This window comes from Picosynechococcus sp. NKBG042902, from assembly GCF_963864045.1.
Taxonomy (GTDB): Bacteria; Cyanobacteriota; Cyanobacteriia; order Cyanobacteriales; family MRBY01; genus MRBY01.
The window spans coordinates 65,083-88,315 of the sequence record NZ_CAWLTV010000065.1 but is presented as its reverse complement, the minus strand read 5'-3'; the positions used below and the strand labels follow the sequence as shown (position 1 = coordinate 88,315).

Below are 23,233 nucleotides of genomic sequence, written 5' to 3'. Positions count from 1 at the left end.
TTTTTTTCGATTTTTACTAATTTTTCAAAAAAGCAATATTGATGTACTTTTCTTTCTAAGAAAAATATAAAGAAAGATATCAATGGGCAAAAAAAGTTCCCTGATTTTTATGATTTTTATGAAGTGGTTATGGCGAACAATCGGTGGCGATCGCCTATGGTAATTCCCCTTGTGGAGCGGGCTTTAGGCGGTTTTGCCAAGTTTGGCCCTGGGCGCGGATGGCCTGCAATTCATCTGGGGAGAGCCGTTCTAAATTTTTGAGGATTAAATTCATCCGACCTTGGCTGCGGAGTTGGCCTTGGTGGCGGTCGAGGAAGTGCCAGTAGAGGGTATTAAAAGGACAGGCATTTTCTCCGTGGCGATCGCCTTTGTGGTAGCGACAGTCGCGGCAGTAATCACTCATTTTATTGATGTAGTTGGCCGAAGCGGCGTAGGGCTTACTGGCAAGGATTCCCCCGTCAGCAAACTGCCCCATGCCAATGACATTGGTTTGCATTACCCAATCGTAGGCATCGATAAATGCGGCGTGGAACCAAGCTTCTAGGGCCTGGGGATTGACCCCCAAAATTAAGGCAAAATTGCTGAGGATCATCAAGCGTTGGATGTGGTGGGCATAGCCCGTTTGTTCTACTTGTTGTAAGACCTGTTTGAGGCAGTTGAGATCGGTTTTGCGGCTGTCCCAATAAAAATCGGGCAGGGGCTGTTGGTGGTTGAAATGGTTTTTCTGGGCATAATCAGCGCCCACGTAATGGTAGAGGCCATGGAGATATTCCCGCCAGCCCAAAATTTGCCGGATAAAACCTTCGAGATTATTGAGGGCGATCGCCTTTTGTTCCCGGATTGCCTCTACTTTTTTGATCAATTCCCAGGGATGCAACAGACCCAGATTGAGATAGGGCGAAATCAGACCATGCCAGAGGGTATATTCCCCCGTGACCATCGCGTCTTGGAAAGTGCCAAATTTTTCTAAGCCCGTAGCGAGGAAATGCTCAAAGACCTGGAGGGCTTGGGTGCGGGTCACGGCCCAACGGAAAGGTTCGAGCTGCCCGTAGGTGACAAGACCTAAAGCTTTAATCCGGTTGATCACGGCTTGGGTCAGTTCATCGGGCGCAAAGGTCAGCGGTTGGGGAGGATTGAGGTCTTTTTTAGGAGGCTTGCGATTGTCTTTATCAAAGTTCCACTGACCCCCAAGGGGTTGCTGCGCTTCATCGAGCAGGATCTTAAATCGTTTGCGACCCGCCCGATAAAAGTCTTCGAGGACGAGGCGTTTACGATTCTTGGCCCAGTTGTGAAATTCTGCCCGCGACCACAGGAAGTGATTATTAGGAATGAACTTGAGGGCACAGGGGAGATCTAAGGTCTGGATCAAAGTCTCGAAGGGGCGATCGCTAGGCTGCATCACCCACAATTCCGTGATTCCTTCAGCGGTGATCCAGTCGGTTAGGGCACTTTGAAAATCAGCGGCGATCGCATAATGCACAGACCACCCGGCCTGTTCTAGCTCCTGGGCAAAGTGACGCATGGCCGACCAGACCAGCACCAACTTTTGACCGTGGTAGGGCCGTTGGCGGGCATAGTCTGCCGCTTCGATCAACAGAACCGGCGTTGTTGAGCGTTGGTCTTCCCGTTGTTGGAGGGCGGCTTGGGTGGCCCACAGTTGATCCCCCAGTACCCAAATCCCGACGGTCATGGGCTTTTCTCTCCCGAAAAATGCTGTTGGAGAGTGTAACACAGGCTTTTTGGGGACTGCGACAGCTTGATTCAAAGACAATTAAATTTCTGTGAACCCGTGGGCGATCGCCAGAAAAACCCTTTAACGTGAAAAGGAATCCCCACAATTACAGGTATTTTTATGTCCGGCGAAGAACTTTTAACCCTGGCAACCCTCCTTAGCCCTGGGTTGGCCCTGTCGTTTATTGTGATGATCTGTTTTGCGAAGGGGGGCTAGCTTTGGATTGTTTTTTCGGTGGCTTTGATCAAGGTCTCCTGGAGGAGGGGCGAAAGATCTTTATTTAAACGGCCCACCCGGATAAATTCGGCATAGGTGTCCGCTTCGATATCCAGGAGAGTATCGCGCAACTGCTTCATATCCAGTTCTTGCAGTTGGGGATGGCTGCCTTTGAGTTTTTCAATTTTTTCTTCGATGGTTTCTAGCTCCCCTTCGACGAGATCCCGTTCATAGCGGTAGAATTCTTCGTCCACATCGGCAGCGAGGTTTAACTGGTCGAGGTAATTTAACACTCGTTTGAGGGCGACACGACGGGCAAGATACTCGGAATATTTCTGACGAATCGGTTGATCACCAATCAAATCGAGTTTTTCTAAAACCCACTGGGTTGTCAGGCCCTGTACCAGGAGGGTGAATAGCACCACCCCGAAAATGATGTTGATAATTTCTTGGCGATCGCCGAGCACTACAGGCACGCTTAAGGCCACGGCAATGGAAACTGATCCCCGCAGACCGCCCCACCACAGTACCGTTTGTTCGGAGAAGCTCAGGGGGTTATTGCTAAATTGATTGGAGAGCCAACCCAAGCCATAGACGGAAATGGCCCGCGTCACCAACACAGCGGCGATCGCCACAAAAATTGCATCTAAGCTTTCCCCCAGGGTGCCAAAATTGACCTGATCACCAATCAGCAGAAATACAATCGAATTCACAAAAAACGCGAGGAATTCCCAGAATTCCGAAACGACTAGGCGAGTACGGGGATTCATGCCAATATTCGAGCCAAAATTCCCCAAAATCATCCCCACAGTCACCACCGCAATCACCCCAGAACCGCCCAACTCCTCCGTCAATAGGTAAGTACCATAGGCTGATACCAGGGTTAAAGATTGCTCCACGAGGGGAATATCGAATCGTTGGGTCAGAAAAGAAATGCCAAAACCAATCAAACAACCGAAGCCGACACCAATGCCCACAAACACCAGGAAAGTTGCCACCGTCGCCGACATCGAAAAAGTCTGGGTACCGAGGGGAATTCCCACCAGCAACAGAAACGCCACGACTGCGACTCCATCGTTAAAGAGGCTTTCCCCTTCCATCACCATCGTGAGTTTTTTACTGGCTCCTAACTCTCGGAATAAGGCCACCACCGACACCGGATCCGTCGCCGAGAGGGCCGCCCCCGCTAACAAGGCAGAACTCAGGGCCAAGCTCGTCCACTGACTGAGGGCAAAACCAATCCCAAAGATGGCGATCGCCACCCCAGCCAAGGCAAACAACGCAATCGGCAACCATTGTTTCTGGAGTTCGCGCCAACGAATATTCCAAGCAGCTTCAAACAAGAGCGGTGGGAGGAAAATTTCAAGGATTAGCTCCGGCGAAAGATTCACTAAACGCACATTAATAAAAGCCAAACCCAGCCCCACAATCACCAACAAGAGGGTATAGGGGATCTGACGCAACCAACTAAAAATCCGTGAAAAGGTTGCAACGGTTAGGGAGATCGATAAAACCAACACAAACTGTTGCAAGTTTGTTGAAATCGCCGCTTCTGCAAGTTCTGCTAAAACAATCATGACCAAAGGCATGTCTAGATAATCTCTACAGATGCTAACAGGCATTGACCTCTGTCATCAGAAATATCAAGAGTCTTTAAATTTTTGAAGGCGATCATTAGCCCAGAACATCTTGTATTTCAAAGGTATATTGCATAGAAAAGCATTTAATTCACGCTTCTGTCACCTTGTTGTTTTTGTGTCAATTTAATAATTACAAAATGTTGACTTTTAGCATTGACTTGAATTCTTTATGAATCTTTTATGTAGAATAAAAGCCCAATCAATTGTTAATACAATAATAAAACAATGGATAAAAGTATATTTGAAGAATTTATCGATTATTACATTAAGGCTTGGCAAAATTATACAAACTTTAGTGGTAGAGCCCGCCGCAAAGAATTCTGGTATGTTTTTATCATCAACCTTTTGATTTCCCTTGTCTTGGGTGTTTTCCAGGAAACATTTCTTGGGGCGATCGCCTCTTTGGTTAGTATTATCTATTCCTTAGCCTTTATTTTACCTGGAATAGCCCTTAGCATCAGGCGTTTGCATGATACTGGCCGCAGTGGTTGGTGGCTCTTAATTGGATTTGTACCGATTATTGGTGTAATTGTCTTAATTGTCTTCTTTGCTTCTGACAGTCAACCAGGCCCTAATCAATATAGTGCTGACACGATGGCATAACTTTTAAAAACTAACCTGCAAAAGGATAAACACCCTTTACCAACAGTGGTTTAGGGTGTTTTTTAAATCGAAAAATTAAAGGGTGATCGGTCTAGTTGGGGACAACTAAATTTTCAGAGCCATTAACAACTTTAGCCGCAATAATCTTGTCAGCTTTGCTGAGGCTTTCGAGAACATCCTGGCCAGCGACGGTATAGCCAAACACAGAGTAACGACCATCCATTAAGTTAAATCCGGGCGGCGCTAATTCATTGTCAAATTTGAAGAAGAAAATCTGGGAAGAACCACCATTGGCATCATCGGCGGGACGGGCCAGAGCCAAGGCACCATAGGCATTAAAAGGAAGATTGATCTCTGCTAGGTAAATGCCGAGGTCTTCTAGGGTTGCCCCATAGGTCGCTTCGTGGTCACCAGTGAGCATAATTTCCATGGGGATGGCGCGGTACTCATTGGTTTTCGGGTCAATGAAACCATCGGCATCACCTTCGGGATCACCCGTTTGCAGAATGTAGAGATCTTCAGCCCGGTTAAACGGTAGGCCATCATAGAAGCCCCGCTGCACCAAATCAACAAAGTTTCCGGCATTGATCGGGGCGTTGTAACCGTCAACGACAACGGTAATGTCCCCTTGGGTGGTTTCGAGTTCGACGGTGGCCCGACCTAACAAGCGCGGTAGATTGGCATAGTCTTCGGGGATCGTGGTCGGATATTCGGCGATCATATTTTCTTCGATCGTACCGACTTTGTTGAGGATTTCCCGACGTTTTGTCCAGATCACTTCACGGTCTTTGGCGGCGATCGCCTCTCTCATGGTGGCGACATCCTGTTCCATTTCGCTCAGGAGCGTTTGGGCCTGTTCCTTAAAGCTCGGTACGACATCTTCGAGGATGCCATCTTGGCTAATGGAGAGGACGCGACTGGCTTTCTTGGCATTGGCTGCAATCGGCCCCCAGCGTTTCGCCCGTAGATCCTTGGACATAAATTCCATGCTGTCCTGGAGGCGGCGAATGGGCTGATTTTCAATGGGCAGGGCGTAGCGGAGGATGGCTTCGGGATCAGTGATCGCATCCCCTTGGGCGAGGGAGGCGAGGGTGAAACTCGGTTGTGGTAAAGCCGAGGCTGGTTGGGTCACGCCAAAACAAACGGCGATCGCCAAAGCCACAGATAGGCAATAGTTTAAAAATTTGGTCATGACGGAGGGAAATGAGTTTGTTTGAAAGAGTGCAGTTTGACTGGTCTCTTGTCATATTCTGCGTTTCCCTCTGGGCTTGTCAACAAAACATCACGACTCTTCAGATTCTTGCCACAACAAACCCCCCTGGGCTAACCTAGGAGGGCTGTTTTCTCTTCTTACGAGCCTGGAGAGATTCGAACTCCCGACCTGCTGATCCGTAGTCAGCTGCTCTAATCCGCTGAGCTACAGACCCATGGAGAAGAGTTGTGTTGTTTGACCAACAGTCATCTAATCTAACAGACGTTTTGGGTAAATGCAAGAGTTTTCTGAAAAAAAGATTTCCCTCCCTCCCCTGAGCCATCTCAACGCCCACGGTGAAGCGCAGATGGTGGATGTTTCGGAAAAGAACGTGACGAAACGGGAGGCGATCGCCACGGGGATAATCACCATGACCCACGCTTGCTTTACGGCGATCCAAGCGGGAAATGCCCCCAAGGGTGATGTTTTAGGCACAGCTCGCATTGCTGGGATCATGGCAGCGAAACAAACCTCGAACTTAATCCCCATGTGTCACCCGCTACCGATTAAAAAGGTGACGGTAAATTTTATTGCTGACGCAAATTTACCCGGTTATCGCATCAAGGCCAGTGTGACGACCAAATCCGAAACGGGTGTCGAAATGGAGGCGTTGACGGCGGTTTCCGTAGCGGCCTTAACCCTTTATGACATGGCGAAGGCAATGGATAAAGGGATGGTGATTTCTGAGATTCAACTGCTGAAAAAAACCGGGGGCAAATCCGGCGATTATACCCGACAAGCCTGAAGAAAATCCTTGTGATAGGATCACCTGTGTTCCGTAAATGTGATGGGTAAAACCTATGCCTCGCAGTTGGCCGCGCAAACCTGACCGTAAAACTGATCCTGAATTCCGTCGCGCCGAAGACCGGATGAATTTTATTGTCCATGTGATGGTCTACCTCGCGATTAATTCGCCCATTTGGTTTACTGCCATGATTCAAACGACGGTAGAGCGCCCCTGGGTAAAACCGTTTAGTCTGATTTGGCTGGGCATTTTGGGATTACACCTGCTTTACATTACGGCGATCGCCGATTATTCGGAGGCTTCCAATGGCTAGCACAATTCAAATCGAAAAACTCGCCGCAGAGATTGGTGAAAATATTTATATCGATGTGTCTGGGTGGCATTTATATTTGACTGATGCCCATTTACATACCACTGTCGCTGAGAAAATTTTCCCTGCCATTGAAGATCGTGCAGTGGACGAAGCAAAAGTGATGGATGTTTTACGCTCGATTCAAGTTCCCCTAGGTGGCAAACAAGCTTTTGTCACCCTGGCCCAACTGATCCCCACCGCCGGCCAAGGGGATTTGCTCAAGCTCCTCGAAGACTATCAAGACAATTGGTAAATTAAAGCGATCAATGGCAGAAATTATTCTGTTAGAAAATGCGGCCGCTACCCAGGCTCTCGGGGTAAAACTGGGGCAAACGTTGCCAGAAAACTCAGTGATCTTGCTCAAGGGGGATCTAGGGGCCGGGAAAACAACCCTCACCCAGGGTATTGGTCTCGGCTTGGGCATCACCGAGGCGATCGCCAGTCCCACTTTTACCCTGGTGAACGAATACCACACCGGACGCATTCCCCTCTATCACCTGGATTTGTACCGCCTTGACCCTGCACAAGTGGATGGCCTCTACCCCGAAACCTACTGGGAAGGCGAAGAATGTGACCCTGGCCTAACCGTCATTGAATGGTCAGAACGCTTACCCTATCTCCCGGAATCTTATTACCAAATTGAATTGAGCCATACTACCAATGACCAGCGGCAAGCGACTGTGTCTGCGGTTAATGCGGATTTAAAATTGCTTGTCTCTTAGAAATTTTCAGCTAAAGTTAAGGACGAACCATCAGCCTGGGGCGCACCATGGAATTTCTCGCAATCTTGATGTCCGGTTTTCTGACGGCCCTTGCCCCAGTGGGCTTGATCCTAGAGGAGGTCGGCGGTAAACGCATTGGCGATCGCCTCCAAGCCGCAGAAACCTTTGAAGTGCGCGTCGATAACGTCCCTAGCCACCAACTTCTCAAGGGCAAAATTGACCGCGTTCAGATTGCTAGTCGTGGCGTTGAACTTTTTCCTGGCCTACGTTTTGAGGTGCTAGAACTTGAAACCGATCCCCTCAGTTTTGACCTGGCTAAAGTTCGCAGTGGCAAACCTGGCCCCGGTGTTTTGGATCAGCCCCTCCAGGCAGGCGTGCGCTTTGTTCTCACCGAAACTGATCTCAATCAAGCCTTAACGTCTCCACAAGTTACGGCCTTGATACAACCTCTCATTAATCGTCTGCTCACCCGTCCCGGCAGCACCAATCCACCCCGTTTCCAATTAGAAAATGCCACCGTCGATTTCCTCGGCGAAAACCGTCTCCGGTTCACCGGAGAAATGTTCCAGATCAATCCCGAAACAGGCGACGCAGAGCGGGCGACGCTGCAACTCAGTTTTACCCTCGGCCTCGCATCTGGTAGCCAATTCCAACTCACAGACTTTGAAGGGGCAGTTAATGATCAACCCCTCCCTCCGCCCCTCCTGAATGGCTTTGCCCAAGGGTTTAGTCGTCGCTTCAATTTACGAATCTTCCAAGACCGGGGTTTAACGGCCCGCTTTCTCCAACTTCAAACCGGCGATCGCCAAATCCAGGGGGCGATGTTCATTCAGTTGGCTAACCCCACCCCCCAATAAATAACAAAATCTAATCACAGCCCTCAAAATTTTTGAGGTTTTCCTTTGCCCCAATCCATAGATACAAGAGTATAGTTTACCTAGATTGCATAGCCTAAAAACAATATCTAGAACACCGGAGCTCAGTCACCATGGATCAAAACTGGATTGCTTTTCTCATTACCGCTGATGTCATGGCCTTTTTGCTCATTTTGGGATTGCGGACATGGCTCTTACCCGAAGAAAAATAAAAGCTTTCGCGAGAGCTTTCGTCGAATAACGCAAAAAGAAATCCTCCATACCCTGGAGGATCTAATTTATCAATCTCAATTTTGTTTTAGAGCTTTATTTCTGGAATTTATTCCGGAGAAAAATAGCTGTGCCATTCATCGCCAATAACACCACCATCAAAACAATAATCCCCGCTGCTGCCACCGTGTGAAACTCTTCTTGGGGGCGGGAAACCCAGTTGAAAATTTGAATCGGCAGCGCCGTAAATGGCGTCTGGAGGCCTTCTAAGGATAAAGAGGGCAAGAAAGCGATAAAGGTCAAGGCCCCTAGGGTGATCAGCGGGGCTGTTTCACCGATTGCACGGGAGAGGGCCAAGATGGTTCCTGTTAAAATCCCCGGTAGGGCGAGGGGAAAAATTTGTTCGCGCACCACTTGCCATTTGGTCGCTCCGAGGGCTAGACCAGCTTGCCTGAGGCTATCGGGTACAGCCTTGAGAGCTTCGCGGGTTGCGACAATCACAATGGGCAAGATCAATAGGCTGAGGGTTAAAGCACCAGCTAAAACACTGCGTCCCCCTGTCATTGGAGAAAGGAGCCGGACAAAAACCTGTAGCCCCAAAAGACCATAAATAATTGAAGGAACGGCAGCGAGATTGTTGATGTTGACTTCAATGATTTTCGTGAAAGTATTTTCAGCGGAAAATTCCTCTAGGAAGATCCCCGCACCCACACCGATGGGAAAGGTGATTATGGCAGTTAGGATCATCAACCAAATTGTCCCGACAAGGGCTGATTTGAGGCCGGCATCTTCGGGGCGTCTAGAGGGAAAGGAAGTTAACAATTTCCAATCGAGGCGCGGCAGACCATCGAAAAAAACGTCGATCAAGAGAACGGCCAGCACCACAATGCTTAAAATTACAGCGATCCAACTGAGAGTTTGAAATGCGGTATCCCAGCGGTAACGGGTTTTAAGACGAGTATCGAACAGGGTGTTCGTATTTTGAGAATTGGGAGGGTTACTATTCATTCGTATTTCTGTCTATAGCGACGCACAACCCAGTAACTGAGGATGTTTAGGGTCAGGGTGATCAAGAATAAAGATAAACCAACGGCATAAATGGTCTTAAAAGCCAAACTGCCAGCCGGGGCATCCCCAAGACTAACTTGAACAATAAAAGCAGTCATGGTGGCGATGGGCACCGTGGGATTGAGGGTGAGGGTCGGGTTTAAACCAGCGGCAATGGTCACAATCATTGTTTCTCCGACGGCCCTAGAAATGGCCAAAATAAAGGAAGAAACAATCCCGGATAAGGCGGCGGGTAAGACGACATTCACGATGGTTTCTCGTTTGGTGGCCCCCAGTCCGTAGGAACCTTGACGTAGGCTATCGGGCACGGCATAGATTGCATCTTCACTGAGGGAGGCAACCAAGGGCAAAATTGAAATCCCTAACACTAAACCGGCACTCAAGGCATTAAAGGGAGAAAGCCCTGGAATAATCGCCCGTAGCGCTGGAGTCACCAATAACAGGGCAAAATAACCATAGACAACGGAGGGCACCCCTGCCAGAATTTCGAGGGCGGGCTTGAGCCATTTTCGGATCCCAGGGGAAGCATATTCACTTAAGCAAATAGCGGCCAACAGACCCAACGGCAAGGCCACGGAAATGGCGATCGCCGTCGTCATCAGGGTGCCAGAAACCAGCACAAAAATACCAAATTGTGGATCGACAAATAGCGGCGTCCAGCGGGTATCCGTTAGGAAAGTAAACAGGGAAACCTCATTAAAGAAGCCCGCCGCATCGACGACCAATGTGATGACAATCCCAAACGTGGTTAACACTGACACCAGGGCAAATAAACCAAAAAGCCCCACGATTAAACGTTGGCTCCATTTACTAAATGTCCGTGTTGTCCGCCAGAGTCCCGCATCAGCAAGGGGGGGGAAAGGACTAGTTGTCATAATCTTTAAATACTTATGATTTTGATTTATCAGCGATGCCACTACAAAAACAGCGGCATTCATTCAAAGCATAAAGGGAGTCGGGCCTTTTCTGAATGAATCTGCCCCACTCCCCAGCGAAACCTAAAAATAAAACCTAGAGAACTTCACCCAATCGAACACCGACGGTGGAACCACCATTAAAGATCGAACCAGTGGTGCGAGCAGCAAGGCGTTCCTGGGCCTTGGCGTAGAGTTCAGAATTGAGGGCAACATAGCCAACTTCAGAAACGAGGGAAGAATTTTCTTCAGCCGAGTAGAAGTCCATGAAAGCTTGAACCTGGGGCTTCTCATCCAAAGACGCTGCACTGACGTAGATGAAAATCGGGCGAGCCAAAGGCTGATAGGTAGAGTCGTCTACCGTCGCAGTGCTAGGAGCCACACAGCCATCACCATTGCTGGGATCGCCGTCATCAATGGCCGCCGCATTCAAGTTGTCAGCATTTTCTTCGTAGTAGGCCAAACCGAAATAGCCCATGGCGTTGGGATCATTCACAACCCCTTGGACAACAACGTTGTCATCTTCACTGGCAGTGTAATCACCCCGGCTAGCTCCTTCTTCACCATTGATGGCGTCGGTGAAGTAGTCGAAAGTCCCAGAGTCAGTCCCTGGCCCATAGAGAGTGAGGGGAGCATCCGGGAAGCCTTCCCGTACTTGACTCCAGTTGTTAATTTGAGAATCAGGAGACCAAATGCTAGCCAATTCTTCGGTGGTTAAACAAGTGGCCCAGTCGTTTTCGGGGTTAATAACAACGGAAATCGCATCATAGGCGACGGGAATTTCGATATATTCGATGCCAGCCTGTTCACAAGCTTCAATTTCTTCGGTGGAAATCGGGCGGGAAGCGTTAGAAATATCAGTTTCGCCAGCGCAGAATTTAGAAAAGCCACCACCAGTCCCGGAAACCCCAACGGTTACACGGGTATCGGGGTTTGCGATTTGGAATTCCTCGGCCATGGCTTCGGTAATCGGGAAAACGGTACTAGAACCATCAATGAGGACATCGCCAGACAAACCAGACGCACTATCTGCAGGAGCATCAGTTGTGCCAGTGCCTTCAGTCGGTGTTTGGGTAGTATTACAAGCTGCAAGTGCAGCGGTAAGGGTGAGGCCAGCAAGACCCAAAGATAAGGTACGGAGGCGAGTAGCGCTCTGTTTCATAGTTTCCTCTATTGTGTACTGTGCAATTAAGCGTAAGTGAGCGATGGATTAAAACTTTTTAGCGAGATCGAGGCTTTCAGGCATTGACTGCTAGTCAGAGATTAAGATTAGAGCGATTTTTCTATGCTTAAACTCTCTGAAGCTCTGATGAATTTGTAAATCTTCGAAAAAATGAATTGAGATTCACAAAACTTTTCAAGATGTTTATACCATAACTACAGAAAATCAATGCAGAATTTATGTTTGTTTTTTCTCTCCTCTCTCCAAAAAGTCCATCAGCCTTAAGCAAAGTTTTTAAGGAGGTTAAATGAAGGTTAATCTTTGCAAAAGTCGAGGTAAATTCAGGGGGAGATTTTCAGCCAAATATCAAGGCAGTGACCAGTTTAATTTGATTTGACTGCTAAAAATCTTGGGCGACATTCAGGGCAGCATGGGAGGCATTTAGATCGTTGATGGTTCAAGAAGTAATCTTTTTTTTGAAGGACTGACTTAAATCGTGAAAAACCAGTTCACAATAGCATTATTTTAGCAATCGTAAAATAGTTTTTATGCCCAAAAAAATAGTTCCATTTTGACTAAAAAGTAATGTACTTTTTCTAAAAATATTGTACTTTCAGTTTTATGGAAAGCTGTGGGTTCGAGACAGCGGAAATGAAGTTAATTCCCAATGATTATTCACGGCAAGTTTACGGATCAATGCATTGATTGTCTTTTTGGCGATCGCCTTTTGGCTGAGGGAGTCGCTGACGCGGGTTCAATCCCCGGAGTTTTAGGAAGCATAAAGTTTTAAAAAGCTTACCGGACAAGGTTTTGGGGGGCGATCGCTAAAAAAATGAAAAAGTCTGCGATACTGGTATCCGGTCAATTGTCAGAAGGGAAAAATTATGGCAGGTAGCGAAGTCAAAGCCGACTATTGGATTAACGAGTACATTACGCCCTGGGATATTTATAGTCACGGGATCACCAAGATTTTGGCCTATAAACAAACCCAATTTCAGGAGATGGCGATCGTTGAAAGCGGTGCCTATGGTAAAGCCCTGGTGCTGGATGGAAAATGGCAGTCCTGTACCGGCGATGAATTTCTCTACCATGAACCCCTTGTTCATCCGGCGATGATTGCCCACGGTGCGCCGAAAAAAGTGTTAATTCTCGGTGCTGGGGAAGGGGCAACGGTGCGCGAAGTGCTGCGCTGGCAGTCCGTCGAAAAGGTGATGATGGTCGATATCGATGGCGAAGTAGTGGAAGCCTGTAAGGAATATTTGCCGGAGATGCACCAGGGGGTCTTTGATGACCCACGCCTCGATTTGCGCATTGAAGATGCCTTTAAGATTTTAGAAACCACCACCGAGAAGTGGGATGTGATCATTTCTGACCTGTCTGATCCCATCGAGGAAGGCCCTTCCTTTAAGCTCTTTACCAAGGAATATTTCACGCAACTGAAGGATGTGCTCGCACCCGGTGGGGTTGTGGCAGTGCAGGCTGGCCCTACGGCTCCGGCGAATCTGCGGCTCCATGCGCGGCTAGTGAATACCCTGAAGGCCGTTTACACCAATGTTTCCTCCTACTCGACGCCCATTTCGAGCTACGGCTCCCCCTGGGGTTTTGCCATCTGCACCGATGGGGATTTGAATCTGCGCCCCGACCCGGAAGCCGTGGATCAACTTTTGGCTGAGCAAACCACCGGTGGCTTCAAGATTATCGATGGCTTAACGCTGTTGGGAATGTTGCAAACTTTCCGCCATGTCCGCGAGGCGATCGCCACCCACACCGAAGTCTTTACCCTAGCGGAACCGCCGAAATTCTTCGGGAAAGGCCACAAAGCGCAGTAGAGACATTTTTCTAAGTTCTCTCCAGTTTAAAACCCCTCTAGCTCCCCTCTAGGGGAGAAGGTTTTTGGGATTTTTGGGCGGCACGGGCCATGATCCAGGCGAGAACGGCCAGGAAGAGAATGCCCCAGAGACCGCCGAGGGGATTGCCATCAACACCCGTTAGCCAAGGGGAAATACCTTCTTTGAATTGAATCAAACCACCCACATTGAAAATGTAATAGCCCCAAACTAAGCCCCCATGGAGACCGATGGGTTTGCCGAGGCGACCAAAGCGCGATCGCTTCGCCCAAACTAAAGTCAATCCCAACAGCACCAAACCGGGAAATACCGGGAGCGTTCGGATCATCTCCGGGAGGGGTTTCAGGAAATGTAAAACCGCAAAGGCGATCGCACTGCCCCAAAGCACTATTTTTGAGCCATAGTCCCGCTCTAGCTCGTCATAAACCCAGCCCCGAAAGACCAATTCTTCTGCGAGGGCCACCCCCAGACCGCTCAAGGCTCCTTCGATCACAATGCGAATCAAGGCCGTTGTAGGCGGAATAATCTCGATAAAACCCAACAAATCTTCAAAAATCAGCAGTGCCCAGGTAAACCCCAGCCCATAGGCCAAACCTGTAACTAAATCCACGCCATTCGCCCGCTGCCACACCAAACCATAGCGCCGGAAGGGTTGCGTTTCCCCGTGGACTTGTTTCACCCAAAAGGGCAGATAGACCAGAAACTCAAGGAACAGCAGTCCCATGGTCAGGATGGTGGTTAGATTCTCGTCGGCGCGAAAAATTAGATATAACGGCGCCGCCAGGGGAAGCCAGATGATCCCCAAACTCAAGAAAAAAAGTCCCAGCCGCAGGGGTGCTGGGGTAGTTTTACAGAGATGCCAAAATCGTTTCAAGGGAAAAAGTCGTTGAGGTTTGCCACCTTCTATTTAATCTGTTTCTGGGCCGCAATCTGGCGATCGCCTTGATTAAAAAGGCAAAATATTTCTACTCGTCCGGCTCGATGGTGCTGGTGAGGCCGTGCATTTTCAAGGTTTCACAATAAAATTCCGCGTGTTCCTGCACACAGGTGATCACCAGGGCAATGCCATTGGTGTGGGCTTCCATCATGATACTGACCGCCTGGGGTTGGGTCAGACCGGCCACCGTTTGCATCAAGGTCTGTACCACATGTTCCATGGAGTTAAAGTCGTCGTTATGGAGCAGTACCCGGTAGCGGGGGGCTGGTTTACGGATGGTCGAAGTGGAACGTTGTTCGATCACACCGGTAGACATGATGAAGAAACCTCCTAGGCAATATTGGATTCAAGGGAAAAGATGAACTTTTACTGTCTCGGCAACTGTTGAGTTTTTGCCGCAGTAAACAATGTCACAATCAAAAACCGTCGCTTAGGTTATAGCACAAATTTCACGGGAACCTCACCTGGCGATCGCCCCAGAACCCCCCGGAAGAAAACGATACAATGGCAGTAGTTAACATTTATTTACAAAAAAATCTCCGATGAGTGCGACCGTTTCCCCCCATGTTCTCGCTGAAAATCCCCCCAGTCAGTTTTGGCGATGGCGGGGTTACGACATCCACTATGTCCAGGCCGGCACCAGCCAAGGAAAACCGCCTTTGCTCCTAGTCCATGGCTTTGGGGCTTCCACAGATCACTGGCGCAAAAACATTACGGTACTGCAAGGGGATTTTTCGGTGTGGGCGATTGACTTACTCGGCTTCGGGCGATCGCCAAAGGCTCCCGTTGTTTACAGCGGCGCTCTGTGGCGGGATCAACTGCGCGATTTTATTAACGAAGTCATTGGTGAACCCGTGGTGTTAGCCGGGAATTCCCTGGGGGGTTATGCATCCCTCTGTGCAGCAGCCCAATGTCCAGAGGTGGCCAAGGGTTTAATTCTTCTTAACAGTGCTGGCCCTTTTAGCGACCAAGTTAAGGCCCAACCTTCACCCTGGAAAAAAGCCCTCCGCAAAGTTCTGTTTAGTCCCCTTTCGACCCAGCTTATTTTCCAATACACCAAACGGCGCGCCACCATCCGTAAAACCCTGCAAAAGGTTTACGTCAACCAAGGGGCGGTGACCGAACGTTTGATCGACGAAATTCAGCGCCCTTCCAATGATCCAGGGGCAGCCAAAGTTTTTGCGGCGGTTTTTAACACCCCAGAAGGAGCCAAAGTCGATCATCTCCTGGAAGCACTAGATCGACCGTTATTGATGATTTGGGGCGAAAAAGATCCCTGGATTCGGGCGCGGGAACGGGGTGCAAAGTTTAAACAACACTGTCCTAACCTCACGGAACATTACCTGGAGTCCGGCCACTGTCCCCACGACGACACACCGGAACTGGTCAATCCTTTAATTCGCGATTGGCTCAACCAAACGTTTTAGGAAATCAAGCAATTTTGATGCAATGACGATGGCGACCACCTTTAATCTTTCCCCCCTCATCCGCATTACCCTATTGAGTCTCTATGTTTCACTCACAGTCCCGATTCCGTTTTTAGCGGACGTCACCCAAGCTCCTGTTTCTCCAGTGCTCCTCTGGGTTGGTTTGGGGTTGGGGGCGATTTTTCTTTATGGTGCCCTCAGTGAAAAAGTCTGTCTGGATGAAACCGGAATTACCGTCACCTATCCGACTTGGTTCCGCTGGCTGACCCGTAAGGGCTGGTCATTGCCCTGGGAAAAAATCGACCAACTGAAAATGCGCACCACCGGTCAAGGGGGCTTGGTTTATTATTTCGTCACCCCAGAACGCGATCGCGCTTATTTGTTACCGATGCGGGTGGCGGGTTTTGCGAAGATGGTGGGCTTGATTGAAGCACAAACCAATATTGATACCAGCGATGTGCGGCCCCTGTCTCAACCGTGGATGTACATGATTTTGCTGGGGTTTACTGTGCTGCTGTGCCTCGTGGATGGTTGGGCGATCGCCACCGCCCTGACTTTGTCCTAAGCTCCGGACATTATCTGTGGTTCTGGGCTTCAGATCTGAGATTTCCTTCTAATGTGGAAACAAAGTCATCTGCAAGGGAAGGAAAAAACATGGTGCGAGTCAAACCTTACCTATTTTGTTTGGCGATCGGGTGTTGGCTGGGTGCTACCCCAGGGGCGATCGCCAATCCGGAACCCGGCTGGGAACCCTGGCGACCCAACGAAACAGAAGACGACAACTGGTCGTTTAGTGCGGGGTTTTCTAATCTGGAGCTGGGGGGCTACATGGACTACGAATATACCTGCACCCAAGCCGCCACAGCAGCAGAGCAAGAACCCGTTTTTGAATATCGCTTAAATAGTTTAGTGAAAGCCATTGGCACAGGTCAGGTGCAATATCGCTGCCTCGTCAATGATCAAATCGTTGCCCAGCACACCAGTACAGCCACCTTAAATGATCAACCCTCTCGCGGTTGTTTGATCGTCCAGAGTGATTTGGGGACGGGTCTTAATGTTAGGCAGGAACCCACTGTCTCAGCGCCAGTGGTGGGCTTTCTCAGCAACGGCAGTCAGATTGTGGTGACAGGATCGCCCGCCTACCTCAGTGAAGACACCACCGGACGAACTTGGCTTTATATTCCCTTTCAGCAGGATTACGCCTGGACATCTGTCATGGCCGAAGCCGGTGGTCACATTAATTACCGTTTCTGTGATTGATCAGGCTCAATTTTTGGTTTGCGATTCCCCAGGCGATCGCCACTGCCTTAACCTGGGCATAACACGCTAAAATCAGGGTTCTGTTTCGGGACTTGGGCGACAGAAAAAGAATGTATTTGCAAACCTTGCACCTCCGTAATTTTCGCAACTACCACCATCAGCACGTTGATTTTTCGGCCCAAAAAACCATCTTGATCGGCAACAACGCCCAGGGAAAGTCCAACCTCCTCGAAGCCGTCGAACTGCTCGCCAGCCTCAAAACCCACCGCGCCAGCCGGGACGCCGATTTGGTGAAACAGGGAGAGGCGATCGCCCGCATCCAAGCCCAAATTCAGCGTGGCTATGGCACCGTTGACTTTAATCTGTTGCTCCGCAACCAGGGGGGACGCACCCTCAAGCTCAATGGCGAAACCCTCCGTCGCCAACTCGATGGCCTCGGTACCCTGAATGCGGTGGAATTTTCCTGCCTTGACTTAGACCTTGTGCGGGGTGGGCCTGACTGTCGTCGCCAATGGATTGATAATCTTTTGATCCAGTTAGAACCTGTCTATGCCCGGATTTTGCAGGAGTATCAACAGGTGCTGAAGCAACGCAATGCCCTCTTAAGGACGGCCAAAAAACTCCACCGGAACCAAGCGGCGATCCCCACTGATTTGACCCAACAGTTGGCCCTCTGGGATCTCCAGTTAGCAGCCACAGGTTCGCGGGTCACCAGAAGGCGATCGCGGGGGTTGCTCAGGCTGATGCCCCTGGCCCAAGCTTGGCACCGTGATATCAGTAGCCAAACCGAAACCTTAGAAATCACCTACTGCCCCAATATTCCCTGGCAACAGGATGACCCCCACCATGTGCAACAGGCCTGCCTCGACAAAATAGAACAACGCCGTCAAGCAGAACAACTCCAGGGCAGCAGCATGGTTGGCCCCCACCGGGACGAAATCGAATTTTCCATTAATGGCACCCCCGCCCGCTTCTATGGCTCCCAGGGGCAGCAACGCACCTTGGTTTTAGCGCTCAAACTCGCCGAGCTGCAACTCATTGAAACAATCATTGGTGAACCGCCCCTGTTGCTTTTAGATGATGTCCTGGCTGAGCTTGATCCCTCCCGCCAAAATCAACTGCTAGATACGATTCAAACCCGTTTCCAAACCCTGATTACAACCACTCACCTCAATTCCTTTGGGGCAGACTGGCTAAAGCATTCGCAAATTTTGACGGTAAACCAAGGCACCTTACAACCCTACGCCCGTCCCCTGTCGGAAACCTACGGCCCCTGAGGTAGATTGGCTCCCCACGACAGATGACAATCCTGGAATTCGATCATAATGTAAGGATATTTGCTCTTTTTGGTGTGAGCTGACCATGATTGCCAATCCTTCTAGTTCTCCGAGCTTCGATAACGTTACGCCCCTACCCCAGAGTGGTGCTTCAGTCCCCATTTCTGTTTATCAACAACTAGCCGAAAAACTCCGGGCCACCCAAGCGGAGATGACAGCCCTCCAGCAGGAAAATCAACAGTTGCGGGTGCATAACCGGAAGCTATATAACCAGGTGCATCAGGTGGTGCAATCTACAGAGCGCCTCAAGGAAATGGTCAACCGCCATGATTTTGGCATTGAGCCACTGCCACCGGTTACCCCCCACCACCGTCCCCCACAGGGAAAGCCAACTGTGAATAATGTGGTCGCGGCTCTACCGACGCCAGAACCAGTACGGCAGTTTACGACGGTACCGCCGGAGCAGTTTGAGAGTGGGACGGATTTTGATGCTGGGGTGAGTGCCTGGGTGCTCTTGGTAGCGGCGATCGCCATGATTTTGACAGCATTTGGAGCAGGATACATGGTAGTTTTACCTCTGCTGAACAATAACAACGCCCCATCCCGATAAGCTGGGATTGGTACTTTTTTCGAGACATAATGGCAACAATTCAAGCTTTACGAGGAACAAAGGATATTTTTGCGCCGGAGATCGCCTACTGGCAGCAGGTGGAGGCGGTGGTGCGCGATTGCCTAGGCCGGGCGATGTACCAGGAGATCCGCACGCCCATTTTTGAGCAGACCAGCTTGTTTGAGCGAGGGATCGGTGAGGCGACGGATGTGGTCAGTAAGGAAATGTATTCTTTCATAGACCGGGGCGATCGCCCGATTACCCTCCGGCCTGAAGGGACAGCAGGGGCAGTCCGGGCCTATATTGAGCGGAAATTGTTTGCCCAGGGCGGTGTGCAGCGGCTGTGGTACACAGGGCCAATGTTTCGCTACGAAAGACCCCAGGCGGGCCGTCAACGGCAATTTCACCAGGTGGGGGTCGAGGTGCTTGGCAGTGCGGATCCCCGCGCCGATGTGGAAGTGATGGCGATCGCCACAGAAATTTTGCAGAAACTCGGCCTGAAAAATCTCAGCCTGCAATTAAACTCGGTGGGGAATGGCGGCGATCGCCAACGGTATCGTGAAGCGTTAGTAGACTATCTAACCCCTTTTAAGGCGGATTTAGACGCAGATTCCCAGGAGCGGCTCGAGCGCAATCCCCTGCGCATTTTGGATAGCAAAGATCAAAAAACTCAGGAAATCGCCCAAAATGCCCCCAGTATCCTGGATTATCTGGGGGATGACTCAAAAAAACATTTCGACCAAGTGCAAGCTTCCCTCACGGCCCTGGGCATTGACTATGTGTTAAACCCTTGCCTCGTGCGGGGCCTAGACTACTACACCCATACCGCCTTTGAAATCCAATCCAGCGACCTCGGTGCCCAGGCCACGGTCTGTGGAGGCGGGCGTTATGATGGCCTCGTGGCGGAATTGGGTGGCCCCGAAACGCCAGCAGTGGGTTGGGCCATTGGTTTGGAGCGTTTGGTGATCCTGTTACAACAATTGGGAGAAGCCCCCGGCCCCCAACTTGATTTTTACCTCGTTTCCAAAGGAGAACAGGCCGAGGCCGCCGCTGTGATTTTGGCCCATAAGTTGCGTTTTGCGGGGTTCTCGGTGGAGCTTGATCTCAGTGGTAGTGCCTTTGGGAAGCAATTTAAACGGGCTGACCGTAGTGGGGCGATCGCCTGTTTGGTGCTCGGCGATGAAGAAGCCGCCAACCAGCAGGTACAACTCAAATGGCTCCAGACCAAGGCCCAAGAAACCCTGGCCCAAGCAGATCTGCTGGGAAATCTTGAGTCGTGGCGTCAAAAAATTCAGCAGGCAAAACATTAGAATCCCAGAGGAGGCGTCGATGGTGCACTGGCAATTTCTGCTACAAAAAAAGGCGATCGCAATTGGGACATCCTCCAGACCGAGACCCTGAGCTTAGCGCCTGGGGAGTATCGTCTAGCTGCCCGGGGCGACGCCCAAGTAGAAATTCACTGTGAGATCTGCTTCCCCCAAGGACAAAGGTCGCAGCGCACAGATGTCACCACCGACCAGGGCTTATTTGCGATCATGCCCCTGCAACACCTCGGTGCTGGAGAATGGGTGATCATCTGCCGGAGCCTTGAGGTGACTAACCCCTGGGAAAAACGTCTCACGCTCCAGGTCACCCAGCCAACATTTAAGCCGTTGCCGCTGCCCCCAAACCCCAATGTCTTTTCCTTTGAAACAACGTTTTCCTTGGCAGACAGTCACCCAAAAACAGCAGATCAGCCTACCCAAAAAACAAGCGACGATGCTCCCCCTCCACGGGAGGAAACAGCAGCAACACCCGTGATGAATTCTTTGGCCGACGCTGACCAAAGTGCAGCAAACCATGAAACGTTAGAAGAATTAGCCGGAGTAGATGAGGCTCCCACTCTGTTAGAAACGTCAAAAACATCCACACCCCCAGCATCCCCAGAACCAGACGAAGAGGAACACGCCACCGCCCTGCGAGAAGATTCCCTCACGGCATTGGATGAGCTGCTCAGGGAAGAATTAGAGCCGATTTGGGCAGAAATGGATCAAGTGGCCCAAGCTCAAATTGCCGCTGCACCACCCGCGCCGCCCACTTTGGATATTCCTCCGGCCCCACTCCCCTATCAGATCGTTCTGGCGCAGACCGTTTATCCTTGGGACGCAACTCATGCACCGGAACTCCGGGGAGAAATTCAACCCAATCCCGCCGCTGGCGATCGCCAACCAATTTCTGAGCCTGGCACCCTAAGGTTTACCCTCCGGGATCCCCAGACAGCCACAGTGGTAACCACCTTAACGGCGGCGATCGCCCTTGATGATTTTCCCTGTGCCTTTAGCCAAACCATTACCATCGATGAGCCTCTAACAACTCTGCTCCTGGTCGGAGAAATCACCCTACACACAGAGGCAGGGGCATTACTCGCCCAGCAAACCTTTAGTCTTATGGCAGATTATGGGGCGATCGCCAACCAACTCCAAGCAACCGCGCCCCCAAAACCAGACTCTCCAGCGCCAACTACGCCCACACCCAAACCCCTTAAGCTTCCTACCCCTGAGGCTATGCATCCTAGTTCTCAGCCCCAAAGTCAGCAAACCCCAACCATTCTGCCCCCCAAGCTCAAAGCTAAAAGCCAAAAGTCAACCACGGGCCTGCAATTACCTAACTTCACTGCCAAGGCGACTGTGCCTGATGTTCCCCCGTCAGACCAAACTGAACCGACCAATGAAGTACCTGTAAGCTCCTCGGATCATGCCCTAGAAGTCTCAGAAGATAATGATCCCCAGACAGCGGCACCAGCAATAGACACAGATACTGCTGCACAAGATTCTAATCCCCCTGCTGCCGAAGCCTCAGAAACGCCTCCGGCAGAGGATTTGGATTGGAATTCACGGTTTTTTACCCGGTTAAATGCCCTGGCCGTGGATGGAGAAGATTCCACCTGGTTAATGCCGGAGCCGGAACCGCCGACAGCGCCCCCTGAAGCAACCCTAAAAGCAGAGAACCCAACACCGACACCATCGCCCCGCTTGGAAATTGTTGTCGATAGCCTCTGGGATGAGCAACTTGAAGTCCAAAGCCCAGAAGAGGTACCGGAAGCTACCCCAGAAACAACTGCCGAATTCCCTGAGCCGGAAATGCCTTTCGCTCCAGAAACACAAACTGACCCACCACCATTACCAGTCCCAGAACCCCAGCTGCACCTTGATAAAACGGCTTACCAGGTGGCAGATTTAGCCGTTGTTGAATTGAGTTTACCCGCCGGGGGCGATCGCCTCCATGGGCAACTGTGGCTCCAGGATCGCCAAACACGGGAACTTTTAGCCGGGCCATTTCAACTAATGACCTTTACCCCAGGCCCCGAAGGACGGCTCTATTGTCGCCAAGTGGTTTCGATTCCCCCCGGTGCTTTGGCGTTGAGGTTTGAGGCGATCGCCCTTGACCCCCACTCCCAGCAAGAAAGCCGTAAAGTGAGCCAAGACTGTCAGGTGTTGCCAACCGCCGCCACGAACGGAGATTGGCCCGCCCTCGAATCTGGAGAATCTTGGTGATGTTACCCTTGGGCAAAGAATCGTTCTACTCGGTTTGTCTGGCATAACGGAGCATTTTGATGAAAAAACCCATCCTGATCATTGCGAGTTCAATTTTGGCCCTCGGTGTAGTGGGGGGTGGAGCTTTGCTAGCAACGGAAAACTGGTTAGGCCAGCGCCTGGAAACGGAACTCGAAAGCGAACTCACCGAGAGCACGGGCATTGAGGCAGCAGTGGGTCAGACCGAGGTGCAACTCCTCCAACGCCGGGTGATGTTCCATGATTTGGCCTTTGCGAATGTGCCGGGCTTTTCTGGGGAAAATCTATTGGTAATTCGTCACATCGAGCTACAAAACCCCCAACTGCAAGGCAAACCCCTCCAGGTGGCGATCGCCAACCTCGAAGGGGTCACGGTCAACATCGAAGGCGATCTAAATGACTTGCCGGATCCGCGCCTTGTGGGTGCCCTACCCAATGTCAACATCGCCCAATTGATCGAACAACTAGAGCCACAGATCCAAGCTTCCACCACGGCCGATGGTCAACCCACCACGACATTTACGGTGGATCAACTAGCGGTGCAAAATATCCAGGTAAATTTAAACCTCACGGTGCCCTGGCAGGAGCAGGCGATCGCCCGGCAGATTACCGTACCGGATGTCAGCCTTACGGGGGTGACCAACCTCAACCTGGGCGACAAATTAGGCGAAAGTCTTGGGGCGGCCCTCACCGAAGAATTATCCTTGTTTTTCTTTGAAGAAATTTTGCCCGGTTCCTTTCAATATGCCCAGGAATCTTTACCTGGAAATCTAGACCTCTCCGGGTTTGAACTGCCGGACACCATCGAAATCCCATCCCCCCAGCGCCCCTAG

The 23,233-nt window shown here is 50.5% G+C and carries 23 protein-coding genes and 1 tRNA gene; 15 read left to right on the top strand and 9 right to left on the bottom strand.

Going from position 1 to position 23,233, the window contains the following annotated elements; genetic code table 11:
- Nucleotides 1–154: 154 nt before the first annotated feature.
- On the bottom strand, nt 155–1,690 hold the full coding sequence (locus tag AACR41_RS06445; protein ID WP_030007359.1) for a cryptochrome/photolyase family protein: 1,536 nt from the start codon (nt 1,688–1,690) through the stop codon (nt 155–157).
- Between the two features lie 254 nt (nt 1,691–1,944).
- Nucleotides 1,945–3,525 carry a Na+/H+ antiporter gene (locus tag AACR41_RS06440; RefSeq protein ID WP_030007358.1) on the bottom strand — a complete coding sequence of 527 codons (1,581 nt, stop codon included), beginning with the start codon at nt 3,523–3,525 and terminating at the stop codon, nt 1,945–1,947.
- Nucleotides 3,526–3,813: 288 nt separating this feature from the next.
- On the opposite strand from AACR41_RS06440, the gene AACR41_RS06435 reads away from it, so the two are divergent.
- On the top strand, nt 3,814–4,191 hold the full coding sequence (locus AACR41_RS06435) for a DUF805 domain-containing protein (protein ID WP_012307891.1): 378 nt from the start codon (nt 3,814–3,816) through the stop codon (nt 4,189–4,191).
- Nucleotides 4,192–4,282: 91 nt separating this feature from the next.
- Here AACR41_RS06435 and AACR41_RS06430 read toward each other — a convergent pair whose 3' ends face one another.
- Together AACR41_RS06430 and AACR41_RS06425 are read right to left on the bottom strand one after the other, a co-directional pair.
- Nucleotides 4,283–5,383: a peptidylprolyl isomerase gene (locus tag AACR41_RS06430; RefSeq protein WP_030007356.1), complete on the bottom strand. Its 1,101-nt coding sequence runs from the start codon at nt 5,381–5,383 to the stop codon at nt 4,283–4,285.
- A gap of 161 nt (nt 5,384–5,544) precedes the next feature.
- Nucleotides 5,545–5,618, bottom strand: a tRNA-Arg gene (locus tag AACR41_RS06425).
- Between the two features lie 60 nt (nt 5,619–5,678).
- Between AACR41_RS06425 and moaC the strand changes: the two genes are divergently transcribed.
- The 5 genes from moaC to AACR41_RS06400 are packed head-to-tail and all read left to right on the top strand — an operon-like array spanning nt 5,679 to nt 8,119.
- A complete protein-coding gene (gene moaC, locus AACR41_RS06420) occupies nt 5,679–6,188 on the top strand; it encodes a cyclic pyranopterin monophosphate synthase MoaC (RefSeq protein ID WP_030007355.1) in 510 nt (169 codons plus the stop codon).
- 55 nt (nt 6,189–6,243) lie between these two features.
- A complete protein-coding gene (locus AACR41_RS06415) occupies nt 6,244–6,501 on the top strand; it encodes a 2TM domain-containing protein (protein ID WP_030007354.1) in 258 nt (85 codons plus the stop codon).
- On the top strand, nt 6,494–6,793 hold the full coding sequence (locus AACR41_RS06410) for a DUF3181 family protein (protein WP_030007353.1): 300 nt from the start codon (nt 6,494–6,496) through the stop codon (nt 6,791–6,793). The genes AACR41_RS06415 and AACR41_RS06410 overlap by 8 nt, the downstream gene beginning before the upstream one ends.
- A 13-nt stretch (nt 6,794–6,806) precedes the next feature.
- Nucleotides 6,807–7,262, top strand: a complete 456-nt coding sequence (tsaE, locus tag AACR41_RS06405; RefSeq protein ID WP_030007352.1) for a tRNA (adenosine(37)-N6)-threonylcarbamoyltransferase complex ATPase subunit type 1 TsaE — start codon at nt 6,807–6,809, stop codon at nt 7,260–7,262.
- A gap of 47 nt (nt 7,263–7,309) precedes the next feature.
- Nucleotides 7,310–8,119, top strand: a complete 810-nt coding sequence (locus AACR41_RS06400) for an LmeA family phospholipid-binding protein (protein WP_030007351.1) — start codon at nt 7,310–7,312, stop codon at nt 8,117–8,119.
- Nucleotides 8,120–8,443: 324 nt separating this feature from the next.
- On the opposite strand, the gene pstA is transcribed toward AACR41_RS06400, so the two are convergent.
- From pstA to AACR41_RS06385, 3 genes are all read right to left on the bottom strand, one after another.
- Nucleotides 8,444–9,355, bottom strand: coding sequence for a phosphate ABC transporter permease PstA (pstA, locus tag AACR41_RS06395; protein WP_012307883.1), 912 nt, complete (start codon nt 9,353–9,355; stop codon nt 8,444–8,446).
- Nucleotides 9,352–10,290 carry a phosphate ABC transporter permease subunit PstC gene (gene pstC, locus AACR41_RS06390; RefSeq protein ID WP_012307882.1) on the bottom strand — a complete coding sequence of 313 codons (939 nt, stop codon included), beginning with the start codon at nt 10,288–10,290 and terminating at the stop codon, nt 9,352–9,354. Before pstC ends, pstA begins: the two co-directional genes overlap by 4 nt.
- 136 nt (nt 10,291–10,426) lie before the next feature.
- Nucleotides 10,427–11,491 (bottom strand): PstS family phosphate ABC transporter substrate-binding protein, encoded by a 1,065-nt coding sequence (locus AACR41_RS06385; RefSeq protein WP_030007350.1) that lies wholly within the window; start codon nt 11,489–11,491, stop codon nt 10,427–10,429.
- Between the two features lie 884 nt (nt 11,492–12,375).
- Between AACR41_RS06385 and AACR41_RS06380 the strand changes: the two genes are divergently transcribed.
- Complete coding sequence (locus tag AACR41_RS06380; RefSeq protein WP_030007349.1) at nt 12,376–13,320, top strand: spermidine synthase; 945 nt, start codon at nt 12,376–12,378, stop codon at nt 13,318–13,320.
- Between the two features lie 37 nt (nt 13,321–13,357).
- On the opposite strand, the gene AACR41_RS06375 is transcribed toward AACR41_RS06380, so the two are convergent.
- Nucleotides 13,358–14,212, bottom strand: a complete 855-nt coding sequence (locus AACR41_RS06375) for a type II CAAX endopeptidase family protein (protein ID WP_030007348.1) — start codon at nt 14,210–14,212, stop codon at nt 13,358–13,360.
- Nucleotides 14,213–14,303: 91 nt separating this feature from the next.
- Nucleotides 14,304–14,591 carry an ATP-dependent Clp protease adapter ClpS gene (gene clpS / locus AACR41_RS06370; protein ID WP_012307878.1) on the bottom strand — a complete coding sequence of 96 codons (288 nt, stop codon included), beginning with the start codon at nt 14,589–14,591 and terminating at the stop codon, nt 14,304–14,306.
- A 226-nt stretch (nt 14,592–14,817) separates the two neighbouring features.
- Between clpS and AACR41_RS06365 the strand changes: the two genes are divergently transcribed.
- The 8 genes from AACR41_RS06365 to AACR41_RS06330 all read left to right on the top strand — a co-directional run bounded on the left by AACR41_RS06365 (nt 14,818) and on the right by AACR41_RS06330 (nt 23,233).
- Nucleotides 14,818–15,702 (top strand): alpha/beta fold hydrolase, encoded by an 885-nt coding sequence (locus tag AACR41_RS06365; RefSeq protein ID WP_030007347.1) that lies wholly within the window; start codon nt 14,818–14,820, stop codon nt 15,700–15,702.
- A 22-nt stretch (nt 15,703–15,724) separates the two neighbouring features.
- Entirely contained in the window at nt 15,725–16,267 is a 543-nt protein-coding gene (locus AACR41_RS06360; RefSeq protein WP_315862033.1) for a hypothetical protein, read from the top strand.
- An 89-nt stretch (nt 16,268–16,356) separates the two neighbouring features.
- Nucleotides 16,357–16,962, top strand: a complete 606-nt coding sequence (locus tag AACR41_RS06355; protein WP_030007345.1) for an SH3 domain-containing protein — start codon at nt 16,357–16,359, stop codon at nt 16,960–16,962.
- A 110-nt stretch (nt 16,963–17,072) separates the two neighbouring features.
- Nucleotides 17,073–18,239: a DNA replication/repair protein RecF gene (gene recF / locus AACR41_RS06350; protein WP_030007344.1), complete on the top strand. Its 1,167-nt coding sequence runs from the start codon at nt 17,073–17,075 to the stop codon at nt 18,237–18,239.
- Nucleotides 18,240–18,324: 85 nt separating this feature from the next.
- Nucleotides 18,325–18,849 carry a hypothetical protein gene (locus AACR41_RS06345; protein WP_030007343.1) on the top strand — a complete coding sequence of 175 codons (525 nt, stop codon included), beginning with the start codon at nt 18,325–18,327 and terminating at the stop codon, nt 18,847–18,849.
- Between the two features lie 29 nt (nt 18,850–18,878).
- Nucleotides 18,879–20,159: a histidine--tRNA ligase gene (gene hisS / locus AACR41_RS06340; protein ID WP_030007342.1), complete on the top strand. Its 1,281-nt coding sequence runs from the start codon at nt 18,879–18,881 to the stop codon at nt 20,157–20,159.
- Between the two features lie 225 nt (nt 20,160–20,384).
- Nucleotides 20,385–22,382, top strand: coding sequence for a hypothetical protein (locus AACR41_RS06335; protein ID WP_030007341.1), 1,998 nt, complete (start codon nt 20,385–20,387; stop codon nt 22,380–22,382).
- Nucleotides 22,383–22,441: 59 nt separating this feature from the next.
- Complete coding sequence (locus AACR41_RS06330) at nt 22,442–23,233, top strand: hypothetical protein (RefSeq protein WP_030007340.1); 792 nt, start codon at nt 22,442–22,444, stop codon at nt 23,231–23,233.

What these genes read in the sequence shown, in the direction of transcription:
- AACR41_RS06445 (WP_030007359.1), bottom strand. Translation starts at nt 1,690, where the DNA reads ATGACCGTCGGGATTTGGGTACTGGGGGATCAACTGTGGGCCACCCAA.
- AACR41_RS06440 (WP_030007358.1), bottom strand. Translation starts at nt 3,525, where the DNA reads ATGATTGTTTTAGCAGAACTTGCAGAAGCGGCGATTTCAACAAACTTG.
- AACR41_RS06435 (WP_012307891.1), top strand. Translation starts at nt 3,814, where the DNA reads ATGGATAAAAGTATATTTGAAGAATTTATCGATTATTACATTAAGGCT.
- AACR41_RS06430 (WP_030007356.1), bottom strand. Translation starts at nt 5,383, where the DNA reads ATGACCAAATTTTTAAACTATTGCCTATCTGTGGCTTTGGCGATCGCC.
- moaC (WP_030007355.1), top strand. Translation starts at nt 5,679, where the DNA reads ATGCAAGAGTTTTCTGAAAAAAAGATTTCCCTCCCTCCCCTGAGCCAT.
- AACR41_RS06415 (WP_030007354.1), top strand. Translation starts at nt 6,244, where the DNA reads ATGCCTCGCAGTTGGCCGCGCAAACCTGACCGTAAAACTGATCCTGAA.
- AACR41_RS06410 (WP_030007353.1), top strand. Translation starts at nt 6,494, where the DNA reads ATGGCTAGCACAATTCAAATCGAAAAACTCGCCGCAGAGATTGGTGAA.
- tsaE (WP_030007352.1), top strand. Translation starts at nt 6,807, where the DNA reads ATGGCAGAAATTATTCTGTTAGAAAATGCGGCCGCTACCCAGGCTCTC.
- AACR41_RS06400 (WP_030007351.1), top strand. Translation starts at nt 7,310, where the DNA reads ATGGAATTTCTCGCAATCTTGATGTCCGGTTTTCTGACGGCCCTTGCC.
- pstA (WP_012307883.1), bottom strand. Translation starts at nt 9,355, where the DNA reads ATGAATAGTAACCCTCCCAATTCTCAAAATACGAACACCCTGTTCGAT.
- pstC (WP_012307882.1), bottom strand. Translation starts at nt 10,290, where the DNA reads ATGACAACTAGTCCTTTCCCCCCCCTTGCTGATGCGGGACTCTGGCGG.
- AACR41_RS06385 (WP_030007350.1), bottom strand. Translation starts at nt 11,491, where the DNA reads ATGAAACAGAGCGCTACTCGCCTCCGTACCTTATCTTTGGGTCTTGCT.
- AACR41_RS06380 (WP_030007349.1), top strand. Translation starts at nt 12,376, where the DNA reads ATGGCAGGTAGCGAAGTCAAAGCCGACTATTGGATTAACGAGTACATT.
- clpS (WP_012307878.1), bottom strand. Translation starts at nt 14,591, where the DNA reads ATGTCTACCGGTGTGATCGAACAACGTTCCACTTCGACCATCCGTAAA.
- AACR41_RS06365 (WP_030007347.1), top strand. Translation starts at nt 14,818, where the DNA reads ATGAGTGCGACCGTTTCCCCCCATGTTCTCGCTGAAAATCCCCCCAGT.
- AACR41_RS06360 (WP_315862033.1), top strand. Translation starts at nt 15,725, where the DNA reads ATGACGATGGCGACCACCTTTAATCTTTCCCCCCTCATCCGCATTACC.
- AACR41_RS06355 (WP_030007345.1), top strand. Translation starts at nt 16,357, where the DNA reads ATGGTGCGAGTCAAACCTTACCTATTTTGTTTGGCGATCGGGTGTTGG.
- recF (WP_030007344.1), top strand. Translation starts at nt 17,073, where the DNA reads ATGTATTTGCAAACCTTGCACCTCCGTAATTTTCGCAACTACCACCAT.
- AACR41_RS06345 (WP_030007343.1), top strand. Translation starts at nt 18,325, where the DNA reads ATGATTGCCAATCCTTCTAGTTCTCCGAGCTTCGATAACGTTACGCCC.
- hisS (WP_030007342.1), top strand. Translation starts at nt 18,879, where the DNA reads ATGGCAACAATTCAAGCTTTACGAGGAACAAAGGATATTTTTGCGCCG.
- AACR41_RS06335 (WP_030007341.1), top strand. Translation starts at nt 20,385, where the DNA reads ATGCCCCTGCAACACCTCGGTGCTGGAGAATGGGTGATCATCTGCCGG.
- AACR41_RS06330 (WP_030007340.1), top strand. Translation starts at nt 22,442, where the DNA reads ATGAAAAAACCCATCCTGATCATTGCGAGTTCAATTTTGGCCCTCGGT.